At 33.5% G+C, this 12392-nt stretch carries 15 protein-coding genes; 7 read left to right on the forward strand and 8 right to left on the reverse strand.

Features of this window, described 5'->3' with window-relative positions; genetic code table 11:
* Positions 1-186: 186 nt before the first annotated feature.
* Together ACJJVP_RS00900 and ACJJVP_RS00905 are read left to right on the forward strand one after the other, a co-directional pair.
* On the forward strand, positions 187-1938 hold the full coding sequence (locus ACJJVP_RS00900; protein ID WP_405410040.1) for an ABC transporter ATP-binding protein: 1752 nt from the start codon (positions 187-189) through the stop codon (positions 1936-1938).
* Positions 1939-2003: 65 nt separating this feature from the next.
* Positions 2004-2387 (forward strand): PUR family DNA/RNA-binding protein, encoded by a 384-nt coding sequence (locus ACJJVP_RS00905; RefSeq protein WP_405410041.1) that lies wholly within the window; start codon positions 2004-2006, stop codon positions 2385-2387.
* Between the two features lie 71 nt (positions 2388-2458).
* Here ACJJVP_RS00905 and ACJJVP_RS00910 read toward each other — a convergent pair whose 3' ends face one another.
* From ACJJVP_RS00910 to ACJJVP_RS00925, 4 genes are read right to left on the reverse strand one after another with little or no spacing between them, the layout of a single operon-like run.
* Positions 2459-3511 carry a lysophospholipid acyltransferase family protein gene (locus tag ACJJVP_RS00910; protein ID WP_405410043.1) on the reverse strand — a complete coding sequence of 351 codons (1053 nt, stop codon included), beginning with the start codon at positions 3509-3511 and terminating at the stop codon, positions 2459-2461.
* The gene (locus ACJJVP_RS00915; RefSeq protein WP_405410044.1) at positions 3508-4428 is read right to left on the reverse strand and encodes a bile acid:sodium symporter family protein; all 921 of its coding nucleotides are present in this window, start codon (positions 4426-4428) and stop codon (positions 3508-3510) included. The genes ACJJVP_RS00910 and ACJJVP_RS00915 overlap by 4 nt, the downstream gene beginning before the upstream one ends.
* Before the next feature lie 4 nt (positions 4429-4432).
* Positions 4433-4771, reverse strand: coding sequence for a tRNA-binding protein (locus tag ACJJVP_RS00920; RefSeq protein WP_405410045.1), 339 nt, complete (start codon positions 4769-4771; stop codon positions 4433-4435).
* Positions 4771-5073 carry a phosphoribosylpyrophosphate synthetase gene (locus tag ACJJVP_RS00925; RefSeq protein ID WP_405410046.1) on the reverse strand — a complete coding sequence of 101 codons (303 nt, stop codon included), beginning with the start codon at positions 5071-5073 and terminating at the stop codon, positions 4771-4773. The genes ACJJVP_RS00920 and ACJJVP_RS00925 overlap by 1 nt, the downstream gene beginning before the upstream one ends.
* A gap of 89 nt (positions 5074-5162) precedes the next feature.
* Between ACJJVP_RS00925 and ACJJVP_RS00930 the strand changes: the two genes are divergently transcribed.
* Both ACJJVP_RS00930 and ACJJVP_RS00935 read left to right on the forward strand, forming a co-directional pair.
* Entirely contained in the window at positions 5163-5729 is a 567-nt protein-coding gene (locus tag ACJJVP_RS00930) for a thioredoxin family protein (RefSeq protein ID WP_405410048.1), read from the forward strand.
* Between the two features lie 17 nt (positions 5730-5746).
* On the forward strand, positions 5747-6274 hold the full coding sequence (locus ACJJVP_RS00935) for a GNAT family N-acetyltransferase (RefSeq protein ID WP_405410050.1): 528 nt from the start codon (positions 5747-5749) through the stop codon (positions 6272-6274).
* Positions 6275-6279: 5 nt separating this feature from the next.
* Here the strand turns inward: ACJJVP_RS00935 and ACJJVP_RS00940 are convergent, their stop codons facing one another.
* Entirely contained in the window at positions 6280-6816 is a 537-nt protein-coding gene (locus tag ACJJVP_RS00940; RefSeq protein WP_405410051.1) for a YfiT family bacillithiol transferase, read from the reverse strand.
* Positions 6817-6927: 111 nt separating this feature from the next.
* On the opposite strand from ACJJVP_RS00940, the gene ACJJVP_RS00945 reads away from it, so the two are divergent.
* Positions 6928-7566 (forward strand): peroxiredoxin, encoded by a 639-nt coding sequence (locus tag ACJJVP_RS00945; RefSeq protein WP_036152814.1) that lies wholly within the window; start codon positions 6928-6930, stop codon positions 7564-7566.
* Positions 7567-7695: 129 nt separating this feature from the next.
* A complete protein-coding gene (locus ACJJVP_RS00950; protein ID WP_027064347.1) occupies positions 7696-7890 on the forward strand; it encodes a cold-shock protein in 195 nt (64 codons plus the stop codon).
* 321 nt (positions 7891-8211) lie between these two features.
* Here ACJJVP_RS00950 and ACJJVP_RS00955 read toward each other — a convergent pair whose 3' ends face one another.
* The 3 genes from ACJJVP_RS00955 to ACJJVP_RS00965 all read right to left on the reverse strand — a co-directional run bounded on the left by ACJJVP_RS00955 (position 8212) and on the right by ACJJVP_RS00965 (position 11503).
* Positions 8212-9144, reverse strand: a complete 933-nt coding sequence (locus tag ACJJVP_RS00955) for a peptidylprolyl isomerase (RefSeq protein ID WP_405410053.1) — start codon at positions 9142-9144, stop codon at positions 8212-8214.
* A 111-nt stretch (positions 9145-9255) separates the two neighbouring features.
* Positions 9256-10650, reverse strand: a complete 1395-nt coding sequence (locus ACJJVP_RS00960; protein ID WP_405410055.1) for a M20/M25/M40 family metallo-hydrolase — start codon at positions 10648-10650, stop codon at positions 9256-9258.
* The gene (locus tag ACJJVP_RS00965) at positions 10622-11503 is read right to left on the reverse strand and encodes a PPK2 family polyphosphate kinase (RefSeq protein WP_405410057.1); all 882 of its coding nucleotides are present in this window, start codon (positions 11501-11503) and stop codon (positions 10622-10624) included. The genes ACJJVP_RS00960 and ACJJVP_RS00965 overlap by 29 nt, the downstream gene beginning before the upstream one ends.
* Positions 11504-11687: 184 nt before the next feature.
* On the opposite strand from ACJJVP_RS00965, the gene ACJJVP_RS00970 reads away from it, so the two are divergent.
* Positions 11688-12383, forward strand: coding sequence for a hypothetical protein (locus ACJJVP_RS00970; protein WP_405410058.1), 696 nt, complete (start codon positions 11688-11690; stop codon positions 12381-12383).
* The last annotated feature ends 9 nt before the right edge of the window (positions 12384-12392 follow it).

Below are 12392 nucleotides of genomic sequence, written 5' to 3' on the forward strand. Positions count from 1 at the left end.
AACCTCGGGGCAAGCCCTCGTAGCTTTAAACCTCGCTAATCGAGATTTAAAGCCGCAAAGGTAAGTATCTATTTAAAGGGTCACAATAGCAATCGTATTTATCTTAGCTTATTTATAACATATCGTTTTAGGTCAAAAAACTATATTTGCCATCATAAATTTACACTATCCTCTTTTCAACTACCTATGAAAGAACTTAAGCATCTAAATAAATACTTTAAAAAATACTGGCTTAAGCTTTTTTTCGGAATCATCATTACTATAATAGCGAGGCTATTTCAATTGATTATGCCTTCGTATGTGAATAATTCTATCACTATTGTTGAGAAGTATATAAAAGAAGAAATAGAGAAATCTACTGCTCAAGATTTGTTAATGGAATACATTCTAATTATAGTAGGTGCTGCTTTACTATCTGGTTTCTTTACTTTTTTAATGCGTCAATTAATAATTAATATTTCACGATACATAGAATACGATCTAAAGAATGAAATATTCGAACACTATCAAAAATTGAGTCTTAACTTCTATAAGAAAAATAGAACAGGAGATCTTATGAATAGAATTAGTGAAGATGTAAATGAAGTACGCATGTATGCTGGTCCTGCTATTATGTATGGTATACAAACACTGACTTTGTTTTCTTTCTTAATACCTTTAATGTTTATAAAAGCACCAACCTTAGCAGCTTACACGCTACTACCGCTACCTTTTTTATCTGTTTTAATTTACCAAATAAGCAAGGTAATTCACAAACGCAGTACTATTGTACAGCAATATTTGTCTACATTATCAACTTTTACACAAGAAATTTTTTCTGGTGTATCGGTAATAAAGGCATACGCTTTAGAACCACAAACCAATGAAGATTTAGAAAAACTTGCTATTGAAGGAAAAGAAAAAAGCATAAATCTAGCAAAGGTAAATGCTTGGTTCTTCCCATTAATGATTCTATTAATAGGTATCAGTAATATTTTAGTGATTTACATTGGGGGCAAACAATACCTAGCCGGCGAAATCGAAGTAGGCCTTATTGCAGAATTTATACTTTATGTAAACATGCTAACTTGGCCGGTTGCTATTGTAGGATGGCTCACCTCTATAGTACAAAGAGCAGCAGCTAGTCAAGAACGTATAAACGAATTTTTAAATCAAGAATCTGAAATAAAAAATATACCGACACATGAACATAATGTAAAAGGTAAAATTGAATTTAAAGATGTTGATTTCACTTATCAAGATACTAACATCAATGCGCTTAAGCATTTATCTTTTACTATAAATGAGGGCGAGACAACAGCGGTAATTGGTAAAACTGGATCAGGTAAATCAACTATTTTAGATTTAGTTGCACGATTATATGATACCACATCTGGCGAAATATTAATAGATGACGAACCCATAAAAAATATAGATTTAACTTGTTTACGACAATCTATTGGAGCCGTACCACAAGATGCTTTTTTATTTTCTGATAGTATAAAGAACAATATTAAATTCGGAAAAAATGATGCTACTGATGAAGAAATAATTGCAATTGCAAAAGATGCAGTAGTTCATGAAAATATAATGGGTTTCTCTAAAAAATACGATACCGTATTAGGTGAAAGAGGAATAACCCTTAGTGGCGGACAAAAACAAAGGGTTTCCATTGCAAGAGCGTTAATAAAAAAACCACAGATATATTTATTCGATGATTGCCTTTCTGCTGTTGACACAGAAACCGAAGAAGAAATCTTGAACAACCTTAAAAAAGCTTCTAAGAATAGAACTACATTAATTGTAAGCCACAGAGTTTCTTCAGCTAAAAATGCAGATAAAATCTTAGTTTTAGATGATGGTAGACTTATTCAAGAAGGTACACACGACGAATTAAATACCCAAGAAGGATATTATAAGGACCTCTATCACAAACAGCTCTCAGAGAAAGAAAGTTAGAAAATTGTTGTCGGATAGCGTTTTTTTTTTCATTTTTGATAGTATAACGACACTAAACATTAGAAATGAGCGAAAGAGATTTATCAGATCAGGAAGAAATTCACTCCAAAGTTTTACGCGCAGGTAGAAGAACGTATTTTTTCGATGTAAGAAGTACAAAGGCTGGGGATTACTATTTGACCATTACAGAAAGTAAGAAATTTACACATGACGATGGATCATTCCATTACAAAAAACACAAAATTTATTTATACAAAGAAGACTTCGACGCCTTTAAGGAAAATGTTGAAGAAATGATGGATTTTATCATTAATGAAAAAGGTTCTGAAGTAATTTCTGAGAGACATCAAAAAGATTTCAAAAAAGAAGAGGTAGAAGTTGAAGTACCTGCAGAAAACACATCTACAAGTGCATCTAGTTTTACAGATGTAAGTTTTGAAGATATATAATCTTAAAAATGAAATTTAAAAATTAACGACCCTAAATAAGGGTCGTTTTTTTTGTGCCAATTTAAATATCATCACAAACCAAACTTTACCAACCCTATATTTATTAAAATCAACATACTCACAATAATTACGGCCACATTTACAGTAAAAGCCATTGATAATACCGCAAAAAGTAAAACTATATAAATAGGATAAAATAGTATAGCCACGGCAAATCTAAACGTACCCATAAACTCATCTTCAGGTACTTTTGGTTTCAACCATATCCTCCAAATAAGAACAACAGGAAAATTTATAACAGTAAATAAAAACTTGAATAAATTTCGCTTTTGTTGTCTGGGTATAATGTCATTAGATAATCGCTGCTCTTCATGAAAGTATGATTCAATTTTTTCATTCGTTAACACAGGATTTAGAAAGTCTGCGTTCTCAACATTTAATCGATATAAAATCATTTCATACTCTCCTCTATCATTTGGAATATGAACGGTTAATTTCTTCAGTCGCTCAGAAACTTCCCGCTTCATATCAAAACTTGTTTTATTCAGGTCTTTTGAATCATAAAAACTCTTAGCTGAAATTGGGGCTCCATAATGTATTGCAACCTCATCAGGAAAATGAGCGGCATGCTTGTAATTTAAACCTACAGGTATTAGTTGAACATCTACATCTGGGTATAATTCAAAAGTGCGTATCAAAATTCTTGTAAAGCCCTTGCTTAAAGTTCTAACTGATCGCTTAAGATTATGATTTGCCTCTGGAAATAAAAGTAGAGCTTCTCCCCTATTTAAGATTTCTGCACATGAATTAAATATAGCATCGTTATTAGAAAGTGTATCTCTACCATCGCGCATTCTATAAATAGGTAGCATTTGAAAATAAGAGAACATACGTTTTAAAAATTTACCCTTAAAAACATCTGATCTAGTTAGAAAATAAGGTTTTCTATTACAATCTGTTGCAATTAACAAAACGTCTATAAGTGCACTTTGATGATTAGGTAAAAACATTACAGACTTATCTTTAGGAATATTCTCCAGCCCAGAAACGACGATTTTCTTATGATAACCGTACAGTCCGGTTTTTACAACAATCTTAACCAAAGAATACAATAATCCGCTCACGCTATAGTCTCTTTAGTAACTGGTTTTCTATTCCAGAAAGCAGCTAAAATTAATCCCGAAACTATGTGCCAAATCCCCCAGAATGCGGCAAGAAGCGCCATTCCCCCTAATCCATCAAAAAAGGTGAAAATCAAAAGTAAACCCAAACCAGAATTCTGAATTCCGGTTTCAATGGTTATTGACCTAAGACTATCTACCGGTAATTTAAATAATCTACCAAGACTATAACCCGTAGAAAATGCAATAAGGTTATGAATTAATACGATCCAAAAAACATAAAGTACATAATCCATAAAAATAACACGGTTATTAAATAGCGCTATAAATACCAAACTAATAAAAAACACCAACGATACTATTTTTAGTTTCTTTGCTATTTTCAATGCCAATTTTGGTTTCTTATAATTTACGTACATACCTAAAATCAAAGGCAGCCCCAGTAATAAAAAAACCAGTTTGATCATCTCTAAAGGCGCTATTGAAATATTTTGAATTAAACCTGCACTAGGCTCATAGCGCATGGACCAGAAATGAAAATTTAAGGGTGTCATTACAACCGCTAACATAGTAGCAATAGCGGTAAGACTTACGGACAATGCCGTATTGGCTTTAGATAAGTAGGATATAAAATTAGAAATATTACCACCAGGGCAGGCCGCAACCATAAACATACCAAGGGCGATGCTTGGTAAAGGCTCAATTATAAGCACCAATAAAAAAGTCAAAGCCGGTAGTAAAACAAACTGACTAGTTAAACCCAACAACAACGCTTTGGGCTTTTGCCACAAAGGTTTAAAATCTGAAACTGAAATCTCTAAAGCTACGCCAAACATGACCAAACTTAAAACAAGGTTCATCATCCAAAGAGAACCCGAATCAAAATTAATATGAATGGTATCTAAAATATTATCAGTCAAATATCTAGGAGATTTTTAATCCGTTTGGCACTTTCATTTGCGGTTGAAGAAGCACCACAGAACTATTTTCTACAGCTCCCAATATAAGACATTCACTCATAAAATTGGCAATTTGCTTTTTAGGAAAATTAATAACAGCTGTTACTTGAAGTCCTACAAGGTCTTCTTTCTTGTACTTTTCCGTTATTTGAGCAGATGTTTTTTTAACCCCTATTTCATCACCAAAATCTATATGTAATTTATATGAGGGATTTCTAGCCTCCGGAAAATCGAGCACATCTATAATTGTACCCACTCTCATATCGATCTTACTGAAATCTTGCCAAGTAATAGTATCTTTCATCAGCTCAATTTAAGCTTTTCTATCATATCTTTAGGTACATTGCCCGCATACATTCCGTATGCATCTACCAAAAGACCTTTTTCACCAGTACTAGTTTCAATAACATATAAGATGGTATTGTCATCTGGGTTGCTCATACCCTCAAAACGATAAAATTTTACAACCTCTAATTCGGTTGCAGTATGTATGTTTTTCTTGCTTTTATTTTCTACACCAGCATCACACAAGTTAAAATCTTCCGTGTAGCCCTCATCTTGCAATGCTTTAATTGCGTTGGATAAAGAAATATATGAATTTTTCATTTTTGAAATTTTTAAAGGTTTTTGAATATTATAAAGGAAAGACAAGCTTAATATAATCCTTAACTTAGTACCATAAATTATTAGTTGATATGGCAAGAACGGAAAGCAAAATGTTGGCATTGGGTACGGTAGCACCAGAATTTAGTCTGTTAGATACTGTAAGTAAAAAAACCATGAATTTGCACGCTTTAAACGGTCATAAGGGAACAATGATCATGTTTATCTGCAACCATTGCCCCTTTGTAATTCATGTGAATCCAGAAATCACTAAAATGGCTATTGAATATCAGAAAAAAGGAATTCACTTTATAGCTATTTCGAGCAATGATGTTGAAAACTACCCAGAAGATGGTCCACATTATATGCGGATAAAGGCTAAAGCTGAAAATTACACTTTCCCATACCTATATGATGAAGACCAATCTATTGCAAAAAAATACGATGCCGCCTGCACCCCTGATTTTTTCCTTTTTGACAGAGAGTTAAAATTAGTTTACCGTGGTCAGTTAGATGATTCTAGACCAGGAAATGGTTTACCATTAACCGGTAAAGACCTCAGAAATGCCATTGAAAATCTTTTAAAAGGTGAAGATATAGACCCAAATCAAAAGCCTAGCATAGGTTGTAATATTAAATGGAAATCTAGTAATCAATAAAATTTTCATTTCAAATTATGGAGAATAATATTCAGTTTGAACAACTGAAACCAGAACTTTACAACACCTATATTCACATAGGCACGAAAGCCTATAATCAACATTACACACATTTATGGCCCAATGGCAATACCAAAACATATATAGAAAATAGCTTTACGAAAGAGGTTTTACTACAGGAAGAAAAAAATCAGGATACCATTTTATATGTAATTAAAATAGAATCCGAATATGTAGGTTTGTTAAAAATCACCTTACACAAAAAACTACAAGAGTTTAGCAGAGCTGATGCTTTGTACCTTGACAAAATCTATATACTCAACGAATATTCAGGAAAAGGCATAGGTGCTAAAAGCTTGCAGTTCGTTGAAAAAATTGCCAAGAACAACGCTAAAAAAGTAATCTTTTTAGAATCTATGCAAAAAGGAATGGCGCTACCATTTTATCAAAAACATTCTTTTAAAATAGCAGCCATAACCCAAGTGCCATTTAGCAATGTTATTGAAGACGAAAAACCTATGTACCTCCTAAAAAAAATCTTATAAATTTCTTACCAACCTTTACGCTCAGCCAAGGTTTTAATATGTGCAAAATGATGGTTTCCATGCCATGCATATTTACCAATATTTTTTGCTACAGATACATTAACATTGCCCTCCGGATGAATATAACTTCTCTTTAAATCGTCTGGCGTTAGTCTTTCGCACATGTAAACCAATTTAGCATGCAAAGCCGTTAAATAGGAAAGTGAAAGAGCTATGGGTGCTGTCTTGGCATCAATAAGTTCACTCCACAATTTTTCTTCATAAACTTTAATAACCGGAGTATTTTCTGTCAATGCCCATTTAAAGCGTATGTAACTATTATGATGACTATCTGCTATATGATGAATTACTTGCCTTACCGTCCAACCACCTTCACGGTAGGGAGTTTCTAATTGAGATTCAGAAAAATCACTGACCAAATTAACTAACCGTTGCGGTAATGTTTCCAACGCATTTATCCATTGCTTTATATTCTCATCAGAAATATTTTCGGGACACTCAAAATGACCAATCGGATATCGTAATTTTTCTAAATCTTCCATAAACTAAAAGTAGAAAATTTTAATAGACTTTTAACCCAAAAACTTTAGACAAAGCTAATTAATCTACTAATTTTATAGGATATAATATTAAATACATAAAAATATATCAATATGGCAACAATACGTTTGGGTGACAAAGCACCTAATTTCACAGCAGATAGCTCAATGGGGACCATCAACTTTTACGATTACTTAGGTGATAGTTGGGGAATTTTATTTTCTCACCCAGCAGATTTTACTCCGGTATGTACAACAGAATTAGGTACCGCAGCTAAATTCAAAGATGAGTTTGACAAGCGCAATGTAAAAATGATAGCATTAAGCGTGGATGGTGCAGCTTCACATGCTGAATGGATCAAGGATATCAACGAAGTGCAAAATACAGTGGTAAATTTTCCAATTATTGCAGATGAGGATAAAAAAGTATCTGATTTATATGACATGATTCACCCAAATGCAGATAATAATCTTACAGTGCGTTCTGTATTTATTATTGCACCAGACAAAACCGTGAAACTAACATTGACTTACCCAGCTTCTACCGGAAGAAACTTTTACGAGCTATTAAGAGTAGTAGATTCCTTACAACTTACAGCGAATCATAAAGTTGCAACACCAGCAAATTGGGAGCATGGCAAGGATGTAGTAGTGAGTCCGGCTATATCAACCGATGATGCAAAAGGCATTTTTTCAAAAGGAGTTACAGAGGTAAAACCGTATTTAAGAATGACTCCAGACCCAACTGCATAATCTTAAAAACAAGTTCATTCTCAATACATTAGAATAAATTTGTTAACTATAAGATAACGTAGAAGATTTTAAGTTTTTAAACAAAAAAAAACTATCTTCGCTCTTTAATTAATATTTAATTTTTCTATTATGAGTAAAGGAACAGTAAAATTCTTCAATGATTCTAAAGGTTACGGATTTATCACTGAAGATGGTTCAAACGAAGATCATTTTGTACACATTTCTGGCTTAATCGATGAAGTTCGTGAAGGTGATGTTGTAGAATTTGAACTACAACAAGGTAAAAAAGGATTAAACGCCGTTAATGTGAAAGTAATTGACTAGGTAACGATTTAACTTTTTTATAGTATAAAACCCGGACCAATTGGTTCGGGTTTTTATTGTGCCTATATTTTTTTTAAAAAAATGTTCAACCTAAACGCAACCTTTTATATAAATACATATCTATTGATTAAACAAGAACGGTTCCCCGACCTTAACCATGTATTTATGACCACATTTTTGACCGTATTTTTAGTTTTGATGGTAGTTAACGTTATTTTGCTCTTAGGCAGTTTCGTTACTCGTAAAAAGTAAACATCAAAAAAAAACACCCATATCAAAATGATATAGGTGTTTATTATTATTTTAAAGCAGTTAGGTTTCTTAACCTACCTTCATTAATTCTACATCAAAGATCAGTGTAGCGTTTGGTGGTATCACTCCGCCTGCACCTGCAGATCCATAAGCTAGATCAGAAGGAATTACAAAACGTGCCTTATCACCAACTTGTAATAAAGAAATACCTTCATCCCAACCAGGGATAACTTGACCAATTCCTAATTGAAAATCTATAGGAGAGTTCCGTTTGTAAGATGAATCGAATACTTGACCATTTAAAAGAGAACCTTCGTAATGCACAGAAACTTTCTCACCTTTAACAGCTTTAGCTCCATTACCTTTCTGGATCATTTTATAACGAAGTCCTGATGGTGTAGTATCAAAACCTGCCGCTACTTTATCAAGTTCAGCTTCTTGCTGTGCTTTTTCTGCAGCCAATCTTGCCTCACCTGAAGCATTGAAATCCTCAAAAGCCTTTAATGCATCCCACTTCTGTACTGCATCACCAACTCTAACAATTTCTAAAGATTCAATAACGTCATCTTGCACTATAGCATCCACAACTTCCTGACCAGCCTCTACATGACCAAAAACAGTATGCTTGTTATCTAACCATGGTGTTGGTACGTGAGTAATAAAAAATTGGCTTCCATTGGTTCCAGGACCGGCATTTGCCATAGAAAGAACACCAGGAGTATCATGCTTTAACTCTGGATGAAATTCATCATCGAATTTATAGCCAGCATCACCTGTCCCTGTACCTTGAGGGCAACCTCCTTGAACCATAAAATCTGGAATAACCCTATGAAATTTTAAACCATTATAATAAGGTTCACCTTTACCTTTAGCACTATTCTCTTTGTCACCCTCTGCAAGAGCTACAAAGTTACCTACAGTACCAGGAGTTTTATCGTGAGTTAATTTTACTAGTATTTCGCCTTTATTTGTATTGAACTTGGCGTAAATTCCGTCTTCCATTTTTATTTTTTTAGTATCTGGCAAAGGTAAAGAAATTTAACGATTTGAACATTTCATGATTTTCAAAAACACAAATTGATTTCGTTACTATTATAGCAAATATAGTAGAAATTAAAATCCGTATTTATCTACCAAGTATATTAAACTTGCCATAGATGCAGCTCCTAATTGAAGCTCTCTTTTATTTACATGCTCAAAGGTATCGTTCTCTGCATGGTGATGATCAAAATAACGTTGAGAATCTGGTCGCAGACCTGCCAATACCAATCCTTCTTTTTTTAACGGACCAATATCTGCACCACTAAATCCTTTTACAAAATAGTGTACCAAGTAGGGTTCAAAAAGACTTTTCCATTCTAGTACTTTCTGAAAATCTTTATCAGAGCTTTCAAATGTAAATCCGCGAGGAGTAAATCCGCCAGAATCACTTTCTAAAGCGAATATGTGCTTTTCATTTTTAGCATTTGCAACTTCGGCATATTTATTACCGCCTCTTAATCCATTTTCTTCGTTCATAAATAAAACTACACGAACAGTACGTTTTGGTTTATAACCAGTTTTCTTGAAAAGATTAAGCACCTCCATACTTTGTACACAACCTGCACCATCGTCATGCGAGCCATCACCTAAATCCCAAGAATCTAAATGACCACCGACTACGATAACTTCTTCTGGTTTAGTTGTTCCTCTAATTTCCCCAATAACATTATATGACTCTACATCATTGAATTGTTTACAATTCTGTTTGAAGTAAAAATTAATTTCAGAATCTAATTTCAAAGATGTGCTCAATAGCTCTGCGGCGTTTGTACTGATTGCAGCTGCAGGTATTCTTTCTGAAACTGTTTGATCACCATAACTCATTGAACCTGTATGTGGATAATCGTCTAAACGTAAATTCATAGACCTAACAATTACACCTAAAGCACCATATTTAGAAGCTTCCTTAGCCCCTGCATAACGTTGATCAACACAATTAGAATAAGCACTAAAAGTATCGATTTGAGTAGCATCCATAGGTTTATTAAAAAAGACAATTTTACCTTTTATCTCCTCTTTACCCAATTCTGCCAATTGTTCTATACCTTCTACTTCAATAACTTTTGCTTTAACACCCGTTGAAGGTGTTGCCACCGAACCACCAAGTGCACAAATGGCTATATTAGTAGTCGTACCAGGTGAGGTCTCGAAATATGCAAATTCTGGAGTACCCCTTACCCATTTTGGTACCATGACCGGTTGTAGCCAAACTTTATCAACCCCTAATGAATCTAATTGAGCCTTTGTATAATCTACAGCTTGCTGCGCTTGAATAGAACCAGATAGCCGCCCACCAATTTGATTAGACAAGTAGTTTAACCAACCATAACCAGAACCTTCTGTAAGGGCAGTGTCATAAATTTTCTTTATCTGTTCTTGATCCGTATGTTGTGAAAGCCCCACATATGTGAAAGCAATGACAAAAAATAAAGCAAGTTTACTGTTCACTTTGTAATTGTTCTTCATAGCTGTCTAAATTAGCCATTATTTTTTCGCTCAGCATAGGCTCTTTGATATCTTTGTATTTTTTTAACGATTCCAATAGTATAGATGCCACTATTATACGTGTTGCCTTTTTATTATCTGCAGGCACCGCAAACCATGGCGCGTGATCATGGGTAGTTTTCGAAATAGCTTCTTCGTAGCAACTTTGGTAACTATCCCATAATTTACGTTCCTTTAAATCTCCCGGAGAAAATTTCCAATGCTTCTCTTTAATAGCTAACCGCCTTAATAGTCGTTGGCGCTGCTCTTCTTTTGATAAGTTTAGAAAGAACTTAAATATCAAAGTACCATTTTCAGCTAAGTGGCGTTCGAAATCATTAATTTGTTTAAATCTTTTATCCCAAAAATTTTGGTTTATATCGTCTACAGTGTGTATACCTGGTATATGCTCATTTAAAATGTATTCTGGGTGTACTCTAGTTACTAGCACATTTTCGTAATGGGTTCTATTAAAAACTCCGAATTTACCTTTCGCCGGTAACACCAAATAATGGCGCCACAAATAATTATGACTTAATTCTAATTCTGTAGGCACCTTAAAACTATGTACCTCTACCCCACTAACATTAAAATCTTTAAACACCTCTCGTATTAAACTATCCTTACCAGCAGTATCCATACCTTGTAAGCATACAAGAATACTGTATTTGCCATGGGCATAAATGGTGTCTTGAAAGTCTCCAAGTTCTCTCCTAATTTTTGACAATTCTTTTTTAAGCTCTTTATCAGACTTTCCAAAATCTTCAAAAGTCTCATGATCCGATATCTTAAAATTTTTATTGGTTCTGTAATGGTCTATTTTTATTTTATCCATTCTGAAATATAAAATATAATATTAATGATTACTAATTCTGAACTAAAAGCTAAGTAATAATATTCTCACAAATTCCGTTAATCGTGATTGATGTGTATTGTATCGAAAATAATATTTTCAACAAGGTAAAGCTTATAAATTTATCGGTGTAAGATCCCAAATCTTGCACCTAAATTACCTACTTATGAAGAAAAGTATCTTTTTTTTCTGTGCACTCGCACTACTTTCGCTATCCTCATTCGGTATGAATGTAGAGTGTGAATACGCAAATTCTAATATGGGTTATGCAAAATCTCAGATAAGCGCCGCATTACTTACTCAAGATATTAATCAAGCTCGATTTTATGCTTATAAAGCATTAAGCGCATTAGAAAAATCTAAAAATCAATTAAATGTATGTGGTTGTAAATATGCCAAAGAAAGCATGTTAGAAAATATGGAAGTGTTATCACTTGCTACAAAATCGACTACATTAGAAGGTACGATTACTTATCTGAACAAATCTATTGAACTAACTAATAATACCATTTTGGTATTGGAATCTCATGATACCCATGAAAGTGCATATGGTAATGACGCACTTTCTTTAAATACCAATTCTGATGTAAAAAATACAACAGTAAAAACGAATTCAAATAAAAAAGACTTGTTTAAAACCATCGATAATTCCTTAGAAAAATATCGCATTTCTTTAGACAAAGTTGTTCAAAGTGTTAATTGCAAAGACGCCACAGCTTTTGCAACCAGAATTTACGATGAATGTGAAGCACAATTACTGAAACCGAATATCTCTGAAGGTAGCAAATACTATAATCTGCGCACTAAAGAGATAACCCAAGAAGCTTTAAATAAAATCGGCAATTGTTCTACTAAAAATTAATTATTTAAA

This window comes from Maribacter sp. Asnod1-A12, from assembly GCF_045063735.1.
Classification (GTDB): domain Bacteria; phylum Bacteroidota; class Bacteroidia; order Flavobacteriales; family Flavobacteriaceae; genus Maribacter.